Below are 18,756 nucleotides of genomic sequence, written 5' to 3' on the forward strand. Positions count from 1 at the left end.
GTTTTGGCGAAACGCTGGCCAATCGGACGCTGCCGAAGGAAAATCCCCTTGCACACACTCGAGGCCATGATTACTATACGCCTCGTTGTCAGCGACAACCCAGTGCGTCCGTAGCTCAGTTGGTTAGAGCACTACCTTGACATGGTAGGGGTCGGTAGTTCGAATCTACTCGGACGCACCACTTTTTCGATTAGTTATGCTAATCCCTGCGTCCTTAGCTCAGCTGGTTAGAGCGTTGCCTTGACATGGCAGAGGTCGGTGGTTCGAATCCACTAGGACGCACCATACAATACAAGATTTTGCGCCCGTAGCTCAGTTGGTTAGAGCGCCGCCTTGACATGGCGGAGGTCGGTAGTTCGAGTCTACTCGGGCGCACCATATTCGCTGGTCCACAGCAACACATTTTGCGTCCTTAGCTCAGCTGGTTAGAGCGTTGCCTTGACATGGCAGAGGTCGGTGGTTCGAATCCACTAGGACGCACCATCTTGGCAAAAAGCCCGCTCATTCGAGCGGGCTTTTTGTTTTCCAGTCCGATAAGTTCGACTGACCCCTAGCCTATCCTTCCCCAGTTCTTCTCATGGCCAAGTTTCATTGCCGGACTGTGCCGCGCCCGAGATCCGGAGTTTTGTACCCAAGTTTGGGCACGAGTAATAACTCTAAGCCGAGTTAGGTGACCCCTACCCTGGTGCTCAACAGCACCTAGCACATCACCTGATACATCATCGTGCAGTTTGAAACTAGAACCGCCGACAGGGCCGTGAGCAAAAAAGAAGAGGCCGCCCCCACTGTCTTCTCCTTTGGCAGGCTGGGCTAAAATGCTTCCGGATATCGATGACCTGTCACAACATTTCCTTGTATGCCTATTGTAAGGCTTTGAGGTCTCTAGGAAATTAGGGACAATTCGATTATGCAAAATCACTTTGCACATTTGAAGACGTAGTGTTAGAACACCGTTGATGTTATAAATTGGTCACTTGATATGGAATGGCGCTGCACGCAATCGGATGCGATATACACTCTCTTTGTTGGTCTGCTTGACCCTGATCTGGCTCTTAAACTCAGGTCACTACACTTCATTTATCTTGACCCTTGGCGTGGTCTCAATCGCCTTTGTGACCTGGTTGGCCCACCGCATGGAACTTGTGGATAACGAGTCCTACCCCCTGCACCTCGCACGAAAGTTTCCCGGTTTCCTCTGCTGGTTACTCAAGGAACTGCTGCTGTCCAACTGGCAGGTGATCAAACTCATCGTAAAAGGCCCAAAGGGACTGACCCCGGCAGTGGCGATCTTGGAACACCAGCTGCACGATGATGCCAGCCGGGTCGTGCTGGCTAACTCGGTCACCTTAACGCCCGGAACCCTGTCTCTGGATCTGGATGAAAACACACTGACGGTACACGCCCTTCACAGCGATGATATCGACGCACTGCAGCAAGGATCAACGATCCAGCGGGTGAAGGAGTTGAGCCAATGACGGTGTTCGTGGTGGCAGGCCTCGCCTTACTGGTCGCAATGGGACTGGCACTCTCTCGGGCGATCCTGGGGCCAACCATGTATGACCGGATCCTGGCGGTGAACGTCTTTGGTACCAAGACCGTGCTGTTGATCGCCGTGTTGGGGTTCTTGATGGGTCGGCCGGAGTTTCTGGATATCGCCCTGGTCTATGCCCTGATCAACTTTATTGGTGTGGTGGGGATCCTGCGCTTTTTCGAGCAGCATGGACAGAACGAGGGGGAGCAAGGATGATGGCAGAGCTGTTATCTGTGATCAGTATGGTCTTGATCCTGGCCGGTTGTAGCTGCTGCCTGATAGGGGCACTGGGCTTGCTGCGTTTTCCTGATTTATATACCCGGATGCACGCTGCCGGGGTCACCGACACCTTGGGCAGTGGTTTACTGATCTTAGGATTGATCCTGCAGCCGGACAGCCACTGGCTGGTGATCGCCAAGCTGTGCTTTATCTTGATCTTCATTCCCTTAACCAGCCCCACGGCGGCCCACGCTTTGGCCAAGGCTGCGCTTAAGGGCGGTTTGGCACCGCTACTTGGACCGCAGAGGGGGAGAGCGCGCCCATCCACCACAGAGCAGGAGGAGACCAACGGATGATCGAGTTTGTGATTGATGTGGTGCTGCTCAGCTTCTTGGTGCTGCTGGCGCTGACCATTGCGCGGACCAAGGATCTGTTTTCCTCCGTGATGCTGTGTGGCCTCTACAGCCTGGTCTCTGCGGTGTTCTTCGTCACCATGGATGCGGTGGATGTGGCCTTTACCGAAGCCGCGGTAGGCGCCGGGATCTCCACCTTGTTGCTGCTGGCGGCCTTGATGGTGACCAGCCGCTATGAGAAAGCCAACAGCATCCAGCCCAGAGCCGCCTTGGTGGTGGTGTTTTTGACCGGCGCACTGCTGTTTTATGGCCTTATCGATATGCCGATGTTTGGCGATCCCAACACGCCGGTACAGCAGCAGGTGTCCAGCCACTACATCGAGGCGTCGATGGAGGAGATCGGGATCCCCAATATGGTGACCTCAGTCCTTGCCAGCTACCGGGGCTACGACACGTTCGGCGAAACCCTGGTGGTCTTCACCGCGGGGATCGGGGTGTTGGCGCTGCTCGGTGGCCGTGGCGTGGGAATACGCAAGCCCAATAACCCGGCAGCCAGCCGGGGCGCCTTGCCCGATCACCTCATTCTGCGCGTGATCAGCAAGCTGCTGATCCCACCCATTATGCTGTTCGCGCTCTATGTCCAGTTTCACGGTGACTACGGCCCGGGGGGAGGCTTCCAGGCGGGGGTGATCTTCGCCGCCGCCATCGCCCTGTATGCCATGGTGTTCGGCTTTGAGCGGGCACGGAAGATCTTCCCCATCCCGGTGATCCGCTTTATCTCCGCCGTGGGCGTGTTGCTGTACGGCAGTGTGGGAATGGTGTCCATGCTCAACGGCCACGCCTTTTTGGATTATCACGCCCTGTCTGCCAATGCCCTGTCGGGCCAGCACCTGGGGATCTTCCTGGTAGAGCTGGGCGTCGGGATCACGGTCACCTCGGTGATGATTTTGCTGTTCTTTACCTTTTCCGAGCGGGCGATCCAGCCAGGGGGGCAGGAGTGAGTCTCTTAGCGCAGTACAACTACTGGGTGGTGATCATCCTGATGATGCTGGGATTTTACATCGTGATCTCCCACGGTAACCTGGTGAAAAAGCTGATGGGGCTTGGGATCTTCCAAACCTCGGTATTCATCCTTTATATCAGCATGGGCAATGTGGAGGGAGGCACCGCGCCCATCCTGGCCGAGGGCTATCAAAGCTTCTCCAGCCCCCTACCCCATGTGTTGATCCTCACCGCCATCGTAGTGGGGATCGCCACCACAGCGGTGGGTTTGGCCTTGGTGATGCGGATCCGAGAAGCTTACGGCACCGTGGAGGAGGATGAGATCCAAACCATTGATAATGGGGCCAGCGTGACGCCAGCGGAGGTGGTGCCATTAGAGCCTCACCCGGTCGCTGAGGATGAGCCTAAACGTAAAGTTGGAAACAAGGACAGTTAAATCGTGTTAGCCCACCTTCCTGTATTGCAGGTGATCGTCCCTTTGATGGCGGCACCGGCATGTTTACTGCTAAGACCCACACGCCTGTTGTGGCTGTTCTGCGTGATGGTCAGTGGCTTGGCGTTTGGGATCAGCCTCTTGTTGATAAGCCAAGTGATCGCCAGCGGCCCCATCGTTTATGAGCTAGGCGGGTGGCAGGCCCCCTGGGGGATCGAATATCGTATCGATGCACTCAATGCCTTCCTGTTGGTGCTGGTTTCCGGGGTGGGGACCTTAGTGCTGTGGTCGGCGCAGTACAGCATTGAGCGGGAACTGCCAGAAGATCGTCAGCTCTATTTCTATATCGCCTACCTACTGTGCATGGCTGGCTTGATGGGGATCCTGGCCACGGGCGACGCCTTCAATGTCTTCGTCTTCTTGGAGATCTCTTCACTGGCCACCTACACCCTGGTGGGCCTCGGCAAAGATCGCCGGGCATTATGGGCCTCTTATCAATACCTGATCATGGGGACCATAGGCGCAACCTTTATCCTCATTGGGATCGGCCTCATCTATATGATGACCGGCACGCTGAATATGCAGGATCTGGCGCAACGCCTGCCTGAAGTCGCCCATACCCGCACCCTGTTTACCGCCTTCGCATTCTTTATCGTGGGTGTCTGTCTCAAGCTGGCGCTGTTTCCTCTGCACCTGTGGTTGCCCAATGCGTATGCCTATGCCCCCTCGGTGGTGACGGCGTTTTTGGCGGCGACGGCCACCAAAGTAGCCCTCTATGTCATGCTGCGGTTTGTGTTTGATATCTATGGGGTGAGCTTCTCATTTGAGCATCTGCCGTTGCAGAAGATCCATCTGGCATTGGGACTGACAGGGATCTTCGCAGGCTCTTTGATCGCCATCTATCAAAGCAACGTGAAGCGGTTGCTGGCCTACTCCAGCGTGGCCCAGATCGGTTATATGATCCTTGGCTTCAGCCTGGCCAGTGAGCAGGGGCTGGTGGCCACCCTGCTGCATATGTTCAACCATGGTTTGATCAAGGGAGCGCTCTTCCTGGCGCTGGCCGCAGTGGTGTACCGGATCGGCAGTGCTGAGCTGAGTCAGTTTAAAGGCCTGGGTAAGCGGATGCCGCTGACCATGGCGGCCATCCTGGTGGGGGGCTTAAGCTTGATCGGTGTGCCGCTTACCGTGGGCTTTATCAGTAAGTGGTATCTGGTTTTGGCACTGCTTGAGCAAGGCTGGTGGCCGGTGGTCGGCTTGGTGTTGCTCAGCTCGATGCTGGCACTCATCTATGTCTGGCGCATTGTGGAAGTGGCCTACTTCCAGCAGCCGGATCATGAGGTAGTGCGTGAGGAGGTCCCCTTAGGGTTTCTGCTGCCCATCTGGATCCTGGTCTTCGCCAATGTGTACCTGGGCATTGATACCCGCTTTACCGTGGGAATTGCGGAGATGACGGCACAAGGACTGTTTGGAGTGCAATCATGAGTGGAGCACTGACCCTTCAACTTACCCTATTACTGCCGCTGCTGGTGATGGCGGGGATCGCCCTGTGTCGTCACCATCCCAATTGGCGTGACGGCCTCACCCTGGTCGGCGCCTCGATCCAGTTGGTTTTGATGCTGCACCTCTATCAGGGATTTATGGCTCAAGATAACGCGTCCCTGATCTGGTTCGAATTGCTCCCCGGACTGGGCCTGAGCTTTGAGCTGGAGCCGCTGGGGGTGCTGTTTGCACTGATCATTGGCTTTCTCTGGCTCGTCACCAGCCTCTATGCCATCGGGTATATGCGCGGTAATAACGAGCGGGATCAAACACGCTTCTATCTGCTGTTTGCCCTGGCGATCACGGCGGCGTTGGGGATCGCCTTCTCCGCCAACCTGTTCACCCTGTTTGTGTTTTACGAGCTATTGACCCTGTCGACCTTCCCCCTGGTGACCCATAAGGGCAGCGAAAAGGCGATGAAGGCGGGACGGGTCTATCTGGGCATATTGCTGTTCACCTCGGTGGGCCTGCTGCTGCCGGCGATCATCTGGACCTGGATGCTCACCGGCACCACAGATTTTACCAGTGCCGGGATCCTGGCTGAGCATCTGGATGGCCCATTGGTAACGGTCCTGGCGCTGTTGTTTTTGCTTGGGATCGGCAAAGCGGCGGTAATGCCGGTGCACCGCTGGTTGCCTGCGGCCATGGTGGCACCAACGCCGGTCAGTGCCTTGTTGCACGCGGTCGCGGTGGTGAAGGCCGGGGTCTTTTGTGTCATCAAAGTGGTGGTGTATGTCTTTGGCCTGGAGCTGCTGCAACAGGCACCGGGCAGTGAGATCCTGCTCTATCTTGCGGCCTTTACCGTGGTCAGTGCCTCGGTAGTGGCGCTCAAACAGGACAACCTGAAGCGTCGCTTGGCGTTTTCCACCATTGGTCAACTCTCCTATGTGGTGCTCGGGGCGATGATCCTGGCGCCGATCTCAATTCTGGGTGCCAGCCTGCACATCGCGGCCCATGCCTTTGGCAAGATCACCCTGTTCTTTGCTGCGGGTTCCATCTACACCGCGACCAAGAAAACCGAGATCAGCCAGCTCAATGGGATCGGTCATCAGATGCCGATCACCATGGCGGCATTCACCATAGGGGCGCTGTCGATGATCGGCTTACCCCCCGCGGTGGGCTTTATCTCCAAGTGGTATCTGCTGATGGGCGCCATCGAAGCCGAGCAGCAACTGGCTGTAGGGGTGATCCTGTTATCAACGCTGCTCAATGCGGCCTACTTTGTTCCTGTGATCTACGCCGCCTACTTTAAGCCTGCCGATGTTTTGCCCGCGGTGCGCAAAGAGTCGCCGCCCGTGATGGTCACGGCGCTGGGGATCACCGCTGCGATGACCTTGCTGCTGTTTGCCTTCCCCAATCGATTGTTTGAGCTTGCTGAGCAGATCCGCCTCGTTGCGGCGCTCTCATAAGGGACTGTGATGACCGATCAAACCACTAAATCGTCTTCTGAGCTTCACTGGCTGTACCGCCCCGAGAACCGGCCCAAACTCTGGCGCGGCCTATGGGTGGTGCTGGCCCTGTCCCTGTTGCCGGAGTTGTTCATGCATCACCATGGCAATCTGGAGTCGCAAGGGATCACCCTGGACAGCAGCCCGGGATTTTATGGCTGGTACGGCTTTATCGCCTGCGCACTGATGGTGATCATCGCCAAAGGATTGGGTTTTCTCTTGAAGCGCAAGGACAGCTACTACCATGATTGAGCATTTTCCACCTGGGCTGTTATTGATCATCATTGGTCTGCTGCTGCCGTTTGCCTCTGTGCTTTGGCAACGGGTCCTGCTATTGGCTGGGCCCATACTTGTGCTTTTGCTGGTGTGGACACTGCCGCTGGGCACGAGCACGAGCGTGACGTTTTTGCAGTACCAGTTGACCCCGCTTGAGATCACCGTTTTGGGGCGGCTGTTTGCCACCGTCTTTGCCCTGATGGCCTTTGCCGGTGCGCTTTATGCCCTCAATCAGGCGAAAACCGTGGAGCTGTCGGCGGCCATGCTGTACGCCGGCTCGGCGATTGGGGTGGCGCTCTGCGGCGATCTGCTCAGCATGTTTGTGTTCTGGGAGTTGATGACCCTGGGCTCGACCTTGGTGCTTTGGGCAGCGGGGACGGAGTCGGCCTGGAAGGCCAGTTTCCGCTATCTGATGGTCCACCTGTTTGGTGGCGTCGTGCTGATGGTGGGCATTGTGGCCCATGTGTACGCCAGCGGCAGCATTGAGTTCGGCCCCATCGGCTTGTCCCACTGGAGCGGTTACCTGATCTTGGCGGGTTTCCTGGTTAACGCCGGGGCGCCCCCCTTCTCGGCCTGGATCGCCGATGCCTACCCCGAAGCGAGTCCCAGCGGCAGCGTGTTCCTGTCGGCGTTTACCACCAAAACTGCGGTGTTTACCCTGATGGTGTGCTTTGCGGGCACCACGGCGCTGATCTACATCGGCCTCTATATGGTGTTTTACGGGATCATCTATGCGCTGCTGGAAAACGACATGCGGCGGATCCTGGCCTACAGCATCGTCAACCAGGTGGGCTTTATGATCACCGCCATCGGCATTGGCAGCGAGCTGGCACTCAGTGGCGCAGCGGCCCATGCCTTTGCGCACATCATCTACAAAGGCCTGCTGCTGATGGCGGCGGGCTGCGTGCTCTATCAGACCGGCAAGCGCAAATGCTCCGATCTGGGCGGACTGTTCCAGTCGATGCCACTGACCACCCTGTACGGCACCATTGGCGCACTGGCGATCTCGTCGGTGCCCTTTACCTCGGGCTTCGTGACTAAGTCGCTGGAAACCGCCGCCGCGGCCCATGAGGGTCTGGCCTGGGTGTGGTTCTTGTTGCTGGCAGCCTCCGCCGGGGTGTTCCTCCACGCGGGGATCAAGTTCCCCTGGTTTGTCTTCTTTCAAAAGGACTCCGGGCTGCGACCAACGGATCCGCCCGCCACCATGCGCTGGGCGATGGCACTGTTCTCTGCCTTATGCATAGGGATCGGCCTTGTCCCGCAGCTGTTTTATCAGATCTTGCCCTACCCGGTGAGCTATCAGCCCTACACCTGGGATCATCTGGTTACCCAATTCCAGCTGCTGCTGTTTGCCGGCACGGCATTCTTTGTTCTGTTACCTATGATGAAGCGGACCCTCACCATCAGTCTGGACTTTGACTGGTTCTATCGGAAGCTTTTCCCAAGCGTGATAGAGCGCAGCTCGGGCCGGGTGATGCACTGGGATCAAAGTGTTCGGCAAAGCTGTGTGGCTTTGGTACAGCGGATGTTGGACTTCTTGGCGCTGCACCTGCCGGAAGCGCGCTTATCGCGAACCCGACTGACCAGCTCTATGGTGATGTGGGTTGCGGTGATCCTCACCGGGTATCTGACATTGAGCTTTGTTTAACCGCGTTAAGTTGATGAGCGAGTGCAAGGGCGAGTTGGATGGGTGTGGATCCCGCACCCACTCCACCAGGCTGCCGAATCGTTCTGGCCAGGCATCCAAAACACCTTTATCGGCGTTCCGCTGAAAACTGACCCTATGCAGCAGCAACCCGTCCTAGCCAAACCAGCATGCCACTTAGATCAAGCCAGTAGAAGCGATCAGTGGGCACCAGCGCAACCACCCAGTTCCTCTGGCGTAATCCAATGACTCAGAGCATGAATCGGCGTGGTGAGCGTTGGGACAATGCGCCAATGGAGCGCCGGTGCCTGGGCTTGAAAACAGAATGGGTACCATCAACCGGGTATATGACGCCTCACCAGGTCAAAGGAGATATCGCCACAGACCTTATGGATGACGGCAACGGGAAGGGTCCCCATCTACACCACGGCAGCGCCCGCCTTCGGAAGCCGAAAATTGGTCTAGACAGGTGTTCGGATCTCATAGAACACTGCATCTAGATGGTATCAAGCAATCGCTACGCTCCTTAGTCCTTCCACCCTAACCGCTCCATACTGGCGATGATCACCATCGAAGTCGTAACAGGTGCGTGTGAGGCTCCCCTCCTGATATTCAAGGGATCCAATCAAGATTACACCAAGCTGAGCTTGCCACAATGAGCCAATACCCGGCTCACAGGATCCCCGTTCTTGATCAGGACCTACGTTTTCCAGCGAAATGGGCGATCTGCCACTCGGTGCTTTCCACCGCATTGGGCATTAGGCAGGCCGAGCCCAGTAACGCTGCACCACCGGCTCCCAGTTTGCTCATCATGCTCACCCAACTTCCTTTGATCCATGACACCATCGCCTCATACACCAGGACTGGCCCCTTCGCGAACAGGCTCACACCCCCTGGGACTCAGGGGCAAGTCCCACTGCAAGCAAGTGTCGTGGTTCGAGTTCAATCCCTGGCTATATGCCCTCAAGAAGCAAGATGAATGGTGATGAAACGCCCATTCACTCGAGTTTGCCACAGCAAGGACTGACATTTTCGCCAGATCCGCTAAGATGTCGGCTTTTCCTTAAACCGGACCGGTACCATGACTGAACAAGTACAGATCCCTGCCCAGCTGATGCAGGTAATGAACCACATGGAAGTTGAAGAGGCGCAATACGAAGGCCTGCACAGCATCTACGTTGCCCTGGAAGCCCCTTTGCGCGACGCTTGGGATCAGCAACCACAGAGCGCCCGCAATGTCATGGAGAGCTTTGAGCAGTTCCTGGCTGTCTGCACTTACACCCTGGCAGGGCCGACCGCCGAGCTGCTGACCATGGTGAAGAACAACCAGGAGAAAGGCGAAGAGACCAGCGAAGAGCAGACCGATGCCATGCTGCAGCAACTGTTTGCCCAAGGCATTAAGATGATGATCAAGGATCTGAAATCTGCCCGTCGCGACGCCTCCCTGCGCAACGAATTCCTGGCACCGTTCCGTAAGTAACCCACACCAGCATCGTCAGACCAATGCCGTTGAAACTGATCACGGTCCTTTGGTCTGACCTTTAACTCTAACTCCCTTTATTGCATTGCAGACTGCTTTCAGTATGCACAGCAAGTCCGTTTTTCCTGGCCAGCGCCGGCTCATCACCAAAACGGTGAGGGCTCACCACCCCCTTCGAGTCCGTTAGGCGTCCTGGGACCCCTAGCCACTCCCCTGACTCAGTAATTTGCTCGTCCGCCCCATAACTGCCCGCCTAAAGTGCTTTGAAACCTATCCGTTACAAAAGTAATTACAGTACGTAACTCATACAGACAGTCGTAAACTACTCAGATATTGTTGCCATAACTCGAGGTTTTCCTGGATTTGAAGTCGAGACAGTTCGTTGTCTTGCCGACTATCCAAGGGAAGTTTCTGCTTGGCCAATGCCCTCCCCTGCTCTGCAAGCCAATGCCGGCCAAGACGGCCGATCCGCTCTGCTGTAAATTGGTCAGACAGACCAAGATGCTGCCGGATCACGACCATCTGCTGACTGGGGTAACGGGGTGGCATCGGTTTTTCAACCTGAGTCATGGCCGGAAAGATCCAGGCGGAATGGCTGGACAAGGTGCGCTGCTGCTGGAGGATCTTCACACTGGCTTGCGTCAGATATAGGCTCTGCTTTCGCCCATCGGCAGTCACCAGTTTTGCCCGCTTGCCCTGCCAATCGATCTCATCCCACAGGAGTCGACACAAGGCACTGAAGGGCACCAATAGCGTGAGTTGCAACTGCAGCACCGGTCGGATCCGCTCATTGATAGGCAGGGTTGTCAGCGCCTTTTGATACGCGACCAGTTCGGTCAGTGCCAGGGGCACAGTAAAACTGGGCAGGCGCTCCATCTTGATCCCCTCACAGGGGTTAGCCATGGTCGCTGGTAACCAGGGCAACTGAGGGCAGATCCACTCCCCCTTACCCCGAGCAACATCGTACAGATGGCGCAATGTCGTTAAGGCGTGGGCAGCAGATCTATGACCATGTCCCCCCTTGGCCTGGGCCTGCTCCCTTACGCTTCGCAGCAAACAACCTATATCCTCAGCTTCGATCTCCACCGGATCTCTTTGCTCCCACAGGGGCAGGAGGTACTTTTCAAGCAAGGCACGTTCCCGACGCCACCCTGTTCGTCTGGCCCGAGCATAAACCAGATATCTTTGTACCAACTCGGCGAACGTCATCGCTGGCATCAACCCTTCCATCGGGTCACTTCCATCCCTTTGCCGTTGCCACTCTGCCATCGCTTGTGCCACGGTCATCTCGGGAAAGTAGCCCAGAGTCCTCTGCCGAGTCGAACGCGCCCCCTCCGGGGTATAACGATAGATCCAGCGGCGAGTCTGTTTTGCAACCTTGAAGGTCAGACCCGGACAGCCTGGCACCGACAGATCAGTTCGAGCCTGGCGATAAAAAGCGTCGTCCAGCTCAAGACGGCCCTCAATCTCGCTCTTTGCCTGTTTGATGATCTGTGCGACCCGCCCCCGAACTCCGGTCTGCAAACACTCCTCCAACAGGAGCAAAACCTGCTGCTTTGGACTGACCTTTGTCGATTTATCTATCATGGCGCTTTCCCAATCCCTGAGTCATTTCGATGGTTACAGATCCCCGGCCCCCATGCAAAGAGAGAAAGATCGCCAAATCATCGGTTAATTACGGTTTTTACTTGCGATTGGGAGATCGATGGGCAAGGATCCGGACAATCACTTAAAGGAGCCACCCATGACCGATATCACCCCTTCCCTGCAAGCCTTTGCCGATGCCGTTACTCAAAGCGGCCAGATCTGGGTACTGAGCGCAGACAACGAATACGTCGTATGTGACTCCATTGAATTTGAAAACACTGACGTCATGCCCCTGTTCTCCACCGAGTCTGCAGCAAAAGCACTGTGTCGTGAAGACTGGGCGGACTATCAGGCCGTTGCCATCGCACTGGATGACTTCTTCGAACAATGGTTGCCAAGCCTGGACGAAGACAAGGTGATGGTCGGCCTGGACTGGGATACTGAGCTCAACGGTATCGAGTGCGACCCCTTCGAATTGGCCAAAAAGCTGGCCGATAAAGAGATCTGATCTCTGGTCCTGCACTAAGCGCCATAAACAAACCCGCCGAGAGGCGGGTTTGTTGTTTATGGCGATAACAGCAGATTGAACCGCTCAAATATCCGTATACACGAATATGGCCTGCATGGCTTCAGCCCTTTTCCTCACTCATTCAACAGAGCGAGGCGGAGAGCCTTTCCCTGCATGCGACCAGGAAGGGTCCGGAGCATTCGGCAGGTTACGCCGCTGCGCGGCTAACCTGCCCTACGGAGACCCCACTCGGAGAGCCTTTCCCTGCATGCGACCAGGAAGGGTCCGGAGCATTCGGCAGGTTACGCCGCTGCGCGGCTAACCTGCCCTACGAAACCCCCACTCGGAGAGCCTTTCCCTGCATGCGACCAGGAAGAGTCCGAAGCACACGGTAGGTTACGCCGCTGCGCGGCTAACCTGCCCTACGAAGCAGGGGCTTTTCTCCAAAACGCAAAAACCCTGCACTATGGCAGGGTTTGCTGCTTATATGGGTGTGGCGGCGGAGGGAGGATGGAACGCGAGCAAGGCCCAACTCGGAGAGCCTTTCCCTGCATGCGACCAGGAAGAGTCCGGAGCACACGGCAGGTTACGCCGCTGCGTGGCTAACCTGCCCTACGGAGCTATCCCACCGTACGAATCGCCCAAAACGCAAAAACCCTGCACTATGGCAGGGTTTGCTTTATATGGCGGAGGGATAGGGATTCGAACCCTAGATACGCTACTAACGTATGCCGGTTTTCAAGACCGGTGCATTCAACCGCTCTGCCATCCCTCCGACGGATTCGAATATTAGTGATTCCCCTGGCCTGTGTAAAGCCCTAAAAAATCAAATGCTCACCATTGCAGCAATGTGTGGAAAATCTGGACATCGATTCGTTTTAACACAACCCGGAAACTACAAGTGTCTTAGCTCATAGCCGGCACCATAGTGGGTCACTATGACTCTGGGATCGATACCAAGTTTCTTGAGTTTGCCGCGAAGCCGGGCAATCAACACATCCAGGGTTCGATCATTGTATTGCCAATCTGATCTTTGTAACACGGCCCACAAAGTTTCACGCTTAACCAACTGTTCTGCATGAGCAACCAACTCCTTCATCAACGCCGCCTCATTACGCGACAGACGTTGCCAGTTTCCTTGGGAGTCCAACAATCGTGCCCCTTCGTAATCCAATCTCCAGTCGGGCCGGTTCCCCCCAGTCGAAGGCGAGCCTGGGGTCTCCACCCACCGCCGCATCAGTTGACGACAGCACAAATACAGCTCTTCCCCGTCTGGGGATTCAGGTAACACCACATCCGCACCCGCACGCCACGAGCGCTTCCTGTGCATTATCGTGGCATCCGCCGGGATCATCACAACCCCAAGACAATGCAGACTGTTCTTAAAGGTTTCACATTCCGTTGAGGCTTGTGGAAAGGTCCGTTCTTCGACCAGCACCAGACCAAATTCCCGACTCAAGCGCTGGCGACACTCCTCTAGGCTCCCAAGCGGCACCAAGTCCATATCCTGCCCCTGACACCAGGGTTGCAGGCGATGAAAGGTGGCCTTGGAAACACAGGCAAAAATGGCTCGCCTCGGTGCCGTCGAAGTCAGCAACATTCTAAATCCAATCTCCTATTACTCATCCGTGCCCGCATAGAGCCATTGACGTAATGCCGTATGCTGATCGTGACGGGAAAACCATTGTGGATACTCCTCCTTGAGTGAAGGAGCATAACGCTCACCCACTGGGATCTCGGTACAATTTAGGAGTAACCGAACCCGCCCGTTGCGTTGCTTTCGGCTCGACACCACGTGTTCTGGATTCACCAGATAGCTTCGATGGACCCGTAATACCCTCTCCGGGGCAAACAGACTCTCGACTTGATGCAGGTTGACTCGAAACAGGGAGCAGCGGTTATCACTGTTGAATAACTCGACATATTGATTCGCTGCCTTGATATAGATGCAATTCCCCAGCTCTTTACGCAGGTCCGCCAGCGCCGCAAAATCGGCCTTATTGATCCTGCCACGATTAGCGACGACGACGATCTCTGCCGCTGCCCGGATCCAACCCAGCATATGAGCCTGGGTTGTATCACTGAGCGCACAGGGCCCATAGATCCGAGCGGCAATAATGTTCGAACAACTGATCTTACCTTGCTCCTGTCCTTTGAGAACCAAAGTTTCCAAAGGACGTCCTCGCCAATACCAGATCAATACATAGTTAGGCCAGATCTGGGTAAAGAGCGAAGCCACTGCCTGCAATTGCTCAGAGGTATGGGGCTTACGCAACACCTCACCCATCTCAGCCATGAGCCGGCGCGCTCCACTGAGATCGATGCCTAGCTCGGATCCAAAATCCATTTCATACACGGTTGATTCAGCCATATCCATTAGCCTTATCTAACAGGTTTAATCTGATAGTTGGCTTCGTGCAATAAAAATCCGTGCACTTTTCCGCCAGACCATGGCGGAATAATCTCCACCCCCACCTCAAAAGAGTGGGCAGGAACCGGTTTGTCTACGACCTCATCCATGCTGCAGGAGCCAGGTCATTAAGGTCGCGAACCCTGGAGCCTGGTATCACAGAGCCTTTGCGCCATCCTTCAGAAGTTGTGGCCAATTGAACGATCCAGCTAACACTGTGCTCCAAAAGTGTTGGACAGCCCTGTTAGTAGCTTTTACATTTCCCCCTTTTCGCCCCGAGCTCACTCTTGGGGCCAGTCGAACCATGCTGCGTCTCCCCAACGCAGCCTCTCAAGGGAAGTTCCATGATCCACGTTTTTGGCCACCTGAGCCCCGACAGTGACAGTATCTGCAGCGCCGTGATTGCGGCCCATTGGCTTAATGCTCGCGGCATGAACGCCCAAGCGTTCCGCCCGGGTGAAGCGAGCCGTGAAACCCAGTTCATCTTTGATAAGGCGGGCCTGGCACTGCCAACCGTTCTGGATAAGCCACTGAAAGACGAGCAAGTCTACCTGGTTGATTTCTGTGAGCAGGAGCAGGGTCCGGCCGATCTGGTTGATGCCAAGCTGGTGGGTCTGGTCGATCACCACCGCATGGGTACCCTGCAGAGCCGGGGCCCGCTGGAAGCCTGGATGATGCCACTGGGCTCCACCGCCTCCGTACTGTTTGAACTGTGTCAGATCCACAAGGTGGAATTGACTCAGCCCCTGGCCGTGCTGATGCTGGGTGCCCTGCTGTCCGATACCGTCGGCCTCAAGTCTCCCACCACCACTGCCCGTGATATCGAGCTGGTGGATCTGATCGCTCCCATCGCCGGTGTCGACGTGGACGCCTTCACCGCCGAGCTGCTGGTGGCCAAGACCGATCTGGCTGGCATGAGCGTCGATGAACTGTTGAACAAAGACGTCAAGAGCTTCGAGTTTGGCGGCAAGTCCCTGACCGTTGCCCAGCTGGAGCTGGCCGATTTTGCCCAGACCGCCGAGTTTGAAGCCGAGATGGCGAAGAACCTGGCAAGCCGCGTCGAGGCCGCTGGCCTGGATGTGGCCGTACTGATGCTCACCAACATCCGTAGCGAACAGACCCGCCTGATCGTTGCCGGCCCAGCCGCTCAGATGCTGCACGACGCTAAAGAGGGTGAGCTGGTCTTTGAGAACTGCCTCAGCCGTAAGAAGCAGATGCTGCCCTGGCTGAACCAGGTGTTTACCGCTTGATGCGATAAGCCCCTTCAGGTTTTTCCCTGTTAAACGGCGCCCTTGGGGCGCCGTTTTTGTTTCTCCTTATTCCCCACCGGACCGCCCCATGGGCCTGCGTGGCGTCCACGGAAACCGAGGTGTTGCCCCAGTGGGTTTGGGTTGCCACCTTGGTAAAAATAATTTGGTATGTAGGCACCATTGCAATAGAGTAGAGACAACCGACAACAATCGCGACTGCACACCATGTCCCACTATGATCCCGATGCCCTACGGCAGTTGAGCCTGGCGTTTGACCACGCCATGAGCCTGAGGCAATCCCTCAACGAGCAGTTGGCACAGCAGGGGCCCGCTCAGGCCATGGGTTATGCCCTACCCCAATGGCTGCAGACCCGCCCCCTGGCGCAGATCGAAACCATTGAGCCCGACCCGCTTGAGGGAGCGCAGGCCCATCGCTGGGCGATCCAGGCGCTGTCCGATCTGCATCGCAAAAGCACGGACGAGCAGAGCCAGAAAGTTCGACGCTATCCGGGCCTACTGCGCTTTGACACCCACAAGGCGCTTCCCAGTAGGCTCTTGGCCCTGGAGAGAGCCCTCGCGCAGTTTAAAACCCAGCTCCATGCCCTGACTCAGGATGCGGCCAATGTTCAGGATCAACGCTTCGAGCTGCTCCATCAGCTCTCTCCCAACCTCTTTACCATGCACTTCTATCGCACCCCGGTCTGGTTGAGTCTACCGATCAGGCGGATCCGTTTTGGTTGGGTCGGCAAGCGGATCGTCGCCAAGACCACTCGAGATGAGATCCTGCAAAAACTGGAAAACGCCCTGACCAACCCGGGACAGAGCATTCTGGATATGGCTGCCTGGCAAGACCACGTAACGCGTGAGATGGAGGGGATCAGTGGGCTAGCCGCCGGTGCCAGATTGAGGTTCGATCGACCCGGCGGCCTGCGGCCGACCGCCTTTGTCCAGTTTTCCGAGGGCGGACGCCGACAGTTCCCGGCCAATTTGCCGCTCCTCCTGAGCCAACGGGAGCCGGTTCAGATCAGCCCGCTCCCCCCCTGGCAACAAAGTGCCCTGCCCGGTCCCAAGGGGGAGTGTCTCATTCCCCGCTTGCACCTCTACCACTTGGACTGATCCCTCTGTAATAAGCCGGGCACTCAGTGTTCAAGTAGCGGGACCTGACGGCGCTGCTGCAGCTGCCACAACCGGGCATAGTGACCGCCCTGGGCCAACAGGCTGGCATGGTCACCCTGCTCGACGATCTCTCCCTGATCCAGCACCAGGATCCGATCGGCATCCACCACGGTCGAGAGCCGATGAGCGATCACCAGCGTGGTCTGATCCGCTGCGATCTCCTTGAGTGCCTTGAGAATGCTGCGCTCTGAATGACTGTCCAGGGAGGAGGTGGCTTCATCAAACACCATGATGGGCGGACGCTTAAGGATCGCCCGGGCGATCGCCACCCGTTGCTTCTCCCCACCGGAGAGCTTTAACCCCCGCTCACCAACCTGGGTATGGATCCCATCGGGCAACTCCTCGACAAAGCGGTCGAGGTGCGCCAGGCGGATCGCCTCCCAGACCGCCTCGTCGTCGGCATCAATGTGACCATAGCGCACGTTCTCCAGCAGGCTGGTGTTAAACAACACCGTATCCTGAGGCACCACGCCGATGGCACGGCGCAGGGACTCCTGGCTGATCTCCCGCAGATCCTGACCGTCGATCCGGATAGCTCCCTGCTCCACCTCGTAAAAGCGCAGCAGCAGTTTAAACAGGGTCGACTTGCCCGCGCCGCTGCCCCCGACAATGGCCACCTTCTGCCTGGGCTCTACCGTAAAGCTGATCCCCTTGAGGATCGGTCGTGCCTGTTGATAACGAAACCTCACGCCATCAAACTCGATCCGCCCCTGGCTCGCCTTCAATGGCCGGGCATCGGTCCGATCCTGCACCTTGGGCTGCACATTCAGCAGTTCAAACATCTTCTCGATATTGGCCATGGACCCCTTCATCTCCCGGTAGACAAAGCCCAGGAAGTTGAGGGGCATAAACACCTGGATCATGAAGGCGTTGATCAGCACAAAATCCCCCAGACTCATGGCACCAGCCATCACATCACTGGCCGCCAGTACCATGGCCGAGGTCATGGCCAGGGCGATGATCAACGCCTGTCCGCCATTGAGGGCAAACAGGGAGAGGCGATTCTTGCGCCGAGCCTGCTCCCAGGCCGCCAGCCCCAGATCATAGCGCCGCGCCTCCTCCCCTTCATTGGTGAAGTACTTCACCGTTTCGAAGTTGATCAGGCTGTCGATGGCCCGGGTACTGGCCTGGGACTCGGCGACATTCATCTCCCTCAGGTAGCGGGTACGCCACTCTGTCGCCACCACGGAGAAGCCAACATAACCGATCACCGCCACCGCCACGATGGCGGCAAAGCCCAAATGGTACTGCCAGCCAAGCAACACCAGCACCATGCCCACCTCCAGCAGGGTGGGGCCGATATTGAACACCATAAAGCGCATCAGGAAGCTGATCCCGGCATTCCCCCGCTCGATATCCCGGGACAAGCCGCCGGTCTGACGATTGAGATGAAAATCCAGATCCAGGGCATGCAGATGCTTAAACACCTTCAGGGCAACCCGACGCATCGCCCGCTCGGTCACCCGGCCAAACAGGGTGTCGCGCAGCTCACCAAACAGGACATTGGCGAAGCGCACCGTGCCGTAGGCCAGCAGCAGCCCCAGTGGCAGTGCCAACAGTTCACTCTCCCGTCCCACATCCAGGCCGTCGACAATGTGCTTGAGGATAAAGGGCAGGCCGACACTGGCCAGCTTGGCCGCCACCAGACACAGCAGGGCCCCCACCACTCGACCACGAAACTCGCTCAGATAGGGAACCAGATCCTTAAGAACCCGCCAGTTAACGTCGCTGAATTTCACTTGGCTATGACTGCGCCCACGCATGCTTCTATCCATCCCTGTACAACAAGGCCTCACCCTACCACAACCCGTTGGGGATCACAGAGCCATGGCGAACGCCAAACGACTGGAGACCTCCAAAGTACTGATTTAAATGTGATATCTCCCTGCGACCCGCCCA

Annotated in this window: 17 protein-coding genes and 5 tRNA genes; 17 read left to right on the forward strand and 5 right to left on the reverse strand. The window is 56.8% G+C overall.

Going from position 1 to position 18,756, the window contains the following annotated elements:
• Window positions 1-104: 104 nt before the first annotated feature.
• From AC2D8U_RS05660 to AC2D8U_RS05725, 14 genes are all read left to right on the forward strand, one after another.
• Window positions 105-181, forward strand: a tRNA-Val gene (locus tag AC2D8U_RS05660).
• A 27-nt stretch (window positions 182-208) separates the two neighbouring features.
• Window positions 209-285: transfer RNA gene (locus tag AC2D8U_RS05665), tRNA-Val, on the forward strand.
• 16 nt (window positions 286-301) lie between these two features.
• Window positions 302-378: transfer RNA gene (locus AC2D8U_RS05670), tRNA-Val, on the forward strand.
• 28 nt (window positions 379-406) lie between these two features.
• Window positions 407-483 (forward strand) — tRNA-Val (locus tag AC2D8U_RS05675).
• Between the two features lie 521 nt (window positions 484-1,004).
• Window positions 1,005-1,475: a Na+/H+ antiporter subunit E gene (locus tag AC2D8U_RS05680; protein WP_484618081.1), complete on the forward strand. Its 471-nt coding sequence runs from the start codon at window positions 1,005-1,007 to the stop codon at window positions 1,473-1,475.
• Window positions 1,472-1,747 carry an MrpF/PhaF family protein gene (locus AC2D8U_RS05685; RefSeq protein ID WP_484618082.1) on the forward strand — a complete coding sequence of 92 codons (276 nt, stop codon included), beginning with the start codon at window positions 1,472-1,474 and terminating at the stop codon, window positions 1,745-1,747. The genes AC2D8U_RS05680 and AC2D8U_RS05685 overlap by 4 nt, the downstream gene beginning before the upstream one ends.
• Window positions 1,744-2,106: a monovalent cation/H(+) antiporter subunit G gene (gene mnhG / locus AC2D8U_RS05690; RefSeq protein WP_484618083.1), complete on the forward strand. Its 363-nt coding sequence runs from the start codon at window positions 1,744-1,746 to the stop codon at window positions 2,104-2,106. The genes AC2D8U_RS05685 and mnhG overlap by 4 nt, the downstream gene beginning before the upstream one ends.
• Window positions 2,103-3,104 carry a DUF4040 domain-containing protein gene (locus tag AC2D8U_RS05695; RefSeq protein WP_484618084.1) on the forward strand — a complete coding sequence of 334 codons (1,002 nt, stop codon included), beginning with the start codon at window positions 2,103-2,105 and terminating at the stop codon, window positions 3,102-3,104. The genes mnhG and AC2D8U_RS05695 overlap by 4 nt, the downstream gene beginning before the upstream one ends.
• The gene (locus AC2D8U_RS05700) at window positions 3,101-3,541 is read left to right on the forward strand and encodes a cation:proton antiporter subunit C (protein WP_484618085.1); all 441 of its coding nucleotides are present in this window, start codon (window positions 3,101-3,103) and stop codon (window positions 3,539-3,541) included. Before AC2D8U_RS05695 ends, AC2D8U_RS05700 begins: the two co-directional genes overlap by 4 nt.
• Before the next feature lie 3 nt (window positions 3,542-3,544).
• The gene (locus AC2D8U_RS05705; RefSeq protein ID WP_484618086.1) at window positions 3,545-5,020 is read left to right on the forward strand and encodes a monovalent cation/H+ antiporter subunit D family protein; all 1,476 of its coding nucleotides are present in this window, start codon (window positions 3,545-3,547) and stop codon (window positions 5,018-5,020) included.
• Window positions 5,017-6,486 (forward strand): monovalent cation/H+ antiporter subunit D family protein, encoded by a 1,470-nt coding sequence (locus AC2D8U_RS05710; protein ID WP_484618087.1) that lies wholly within the window; start codon window positions 5,017-5,019, stop codon window positions 6,484-6,486. Before AC2D8U_RS05705 ends, AC2D8U_RS05710 begins: the two co-directional genes overlap by 4 nt.
• Window positions 6,487-6,495: 9 nt before the next feature.
• Window positions 6,496-6,777, forward strand: a complete 282-nt coding sequence (locus tag AC2D8U_RS05715; RefSeq protein WP_484618088.1) for a hypothetical protein — start codon at window positions 6,496-6,498, stop codon at window positions 6,775-6,777.
• The gene (locus AC2D8U_RS05720) at window positions 6,770-8,449 is read left to right on the forward strand and encodes a Na(+)/H(+) antiporter subunit D (RefSeq protein ID WP_484618089.1); all 1,680 of its coding nucleotides are present in this window, start codon (window positions 6,770-6,772) and stop codon (window positions 8,447-8,449) included. Before AC2D8U_RS05715 ends, AC2D8U_RS05720 begins: the two co-directional genes overlap by 8 nt.
• A gap of 1,078 nt (window positions 8,450-9,527) precedes the next feature.
• The gene (locus tag AC2D8U_RS05725; RefSeq protein ID WP_484618090.1) at window positions 9,528-9,926 is read left to right on the forward strand and encodes a DUF3069 domain-containing protein; all 399 of its coding nucleotides are present in this window, start codon (window positions 9,528-9,530) and stop codon (window positions 9,924-9,926) included.
• 303 nt (window positions 9,927-10,229) lie between these two features.
• Here AC2D8U_RS05725 and AC2D8U_RS05730 read toward each other — a convergent pair whose 3' ends face one another.
• Entirely contained in the window at window positions 10,230-11,513 is a 1,284-nt protein-coding gene (locus tag AC2D8U_RS05730) for a hypothetical protein (RefSeq protein WP_484618091.1), read from the reverse strand.
• A 157-nt stretch (window positions 11,514-11,670) separates the two neighbouring features.
• Here AC2D8U_RS05730 and AC2D8U_RS05735 point away from each other — a divergent pair, with 157 nt between their 5' ends.
• Window positions 11,671-12,021, forward strand: coding sequence for a DUF2750 domain-containing protein (locus tag AC2D8U_RS05735; RefSeq protein ID WP_484618092.1), 351 nt, complete (start codon window positions 11,671-11,673; stop codon window positions 12,019-12,021).
• Window positions 12,022-12,705: 684 nt separating this feature from the next.
• Here AC2D8U_RS05735 and AC2D8U_RS05740 read toward each other — a convergent pair.
• The 3 genes from AC2D8U_RS05740 to AC2D8U_RS05750 form a co-directional block, all read right to left on the reverse strand.
• Window positions 12,706-12,796 (reverse strand) — tRNA-Ser (locus AC2D8U_RS05740).
• Between the two features lie 120 nt (window positions 12,797-12,916).
• Entirely contained in the window at window positions 12,917-13,621 is a 705-nt protein-coding gene (locus AC2D8U_RS05745; RefSeq protein ID WP_484618093.1) for a winged helix-turn-helix domain-containing protein, read from the reverse strand.
• 18 nt (window positions 13,622-13,639) lie between these two features.
• On the reverse strand, window positions 13,640-14,392 hold the full coding sequence (locus AC2D8U_RS05750; protein WP_484618094.1) for a LytTR family DNA-binding domain-containing protein: 753 nt from the start codon (window positions 14,390-14,392) through the stop codon (window positions 13,640-13,642).
• 383 nt (window positions 14,393-14,775) lie between these two features.
• Between AC2D8U_RS05750 and AC2D8U_RS05755 the strand changes: the two genes are divergently transcribed.
• Both AC2D8U_RS05755 and AC2D8U_RS05760 read left to right on the forward strand, forming a co-directional pair.
• The gene (locus AC2D8U_RS05755) at window positions 14,776-15,681 is read left to right on the forward strand and encodes a manganese-dependent inorganic pyrophosphatase (protein ID WP_484618095.1); all 906 of its coding nucleotides are present in this window, start codon (window positions 14,776-14,778) and stop codon (window positions 15,679-15,681) included.
• Window positions 15,682-15,906: 225 nt separating this feature from the next.
• Window positions 15,907-16,797: a DNA replication terminus site-binding protein gene (locus tag AC2D8U_RS05760; protein WP_484618096.1), complete on the forward strand. Its 891-nt coding sequence runs from the start codon at window positions 15,907-15,909 to the stop codon at window positions 16,795-16,797.
• 23 nt (window positions 16,798-16,820) lie between these two features.
• On the opposite strand, the gene AC2D8U_RS05765 is transcribed toward AC2D8U_RS05760, so the two are convergent.
• Window positions 16,821-18,620, reverse strand: a complete 1,800-nt coding sequence (locus AC2D8U_RS05765) for an ABCB family ABC transporter ATP-binding protein/permease (RefSeq protein WP_484618097.1) — start codon at window positions 18,618-18,620, stop codon at window positions 16,821-16,823.
• Window positions 18,621-18,756: the final 136 nt, after the last annotated feature.

Source organism: Ferrimonas sp. YIN67, from assembly GCF_057219095.1.

Coding starts and splice junctions, on each gene's coding strand:
- AC2D8U_RS05735 (WP_484618092.1), top strand. CDS start 11,671: ATGACCGATATCACCCCTTCCCTGCAAGCCTTTGCCGATGCCGTTACT.
- AC2D8U_RS05750 (WP_484618094.1), bottom strand. CDS start 14,392: ATGGCTGAATCAACCGTGTATGAAATGGATTTTGGATCCGAGCTAGGC.
- AC2D8U_RS05745 (WP_484618093.1), bottom strand. CDS start 13,621: ATGTTGCTGACTTCGACGGCACCGAGGCGAGCCATTTTTGCCTGTGTT.
- mnhG (WP_484618083.1), top strand. CDS start 1,744: ATGATGGCAGAGCTGTTATCTGTGATCAGTATGGTCTTGATCCTGGCC.
- AC2D8U_RS05685 (WP_484618082.1), top strand. CDS start 1,472: ATGACGGTGTTCGTGGTGGCAGGCCTCGCCTTACTGGTCGCAATGGGA.
- AC2D8U_RS05710 (WP_484618087.1), top strand. CDS start 5,017: ATGAGTGGAGCACTGACCCTTCAACTTACCCTATTACTGCCGCTGCTG.
- AC2D8U_RS05760 (WP_484618096.1), top strand. CDS start 15,907: ATGTCCCACTATGATCCCGATGCCCTACGGCAGTTGAGCCTGGCGTTT.
- AC2D8U_RS05695 (WP_484618084.1), top strand. CDS start 2,103: ATGATCGAGTTTGTGATTGATGTGGTGCTGCTCAGCTTCTTGGTGCTG.
- AC2D8U_RS05680 (WP_484618081.1), top strand. CDS start 1,005: ATGCGATATACACTCTCTTTGTTGGTCTGCTTGACCCTGATCTGGCTC.
- AC2D8U_RS05755 (WP_484618095.1), top strand. CDS start 14,776: ATGATCCACGTTTTTGGCCACCTGAGCCCCGACAGTGACAGTATCTGC.
- AC2D8U_RS05715 (WP_484618088.1), top strand. CDS start 6,496: ATGACCGATCAAACCACTAAATCGTCTTCTGAGCTTCACTGGCTGTAC.
- AC2D8U_RS05730 (WP_484618091.1), bottom strand. CDS start 11,513: ATGATAGATAAATCGACAAAGGTCAGTCCAAAGCAGCAGGTTTTGCTC.
- AC2D8U_RS05765 (WP_484618097.1), bottom strand. CDS start 18,620: ATGCGTGGGCGCAGTCATAGCCAAGTGAAATTCAGCGACGTTAACTGG.
- AC2D8U_RS05720 (WP_484618089.1), top strand. CDS start 6,770: ATGATTGAGCATTTTCCACCTGGGCTGTTATTGATCATCATTGGTCTG.
- AC2D8U_RS05725 (WP_484618090.1), top strand. CDS start 9,528: ATGACTGAACAAGTACAGATCCCTGCCCAGCTGATGCAGGTAATGAAC.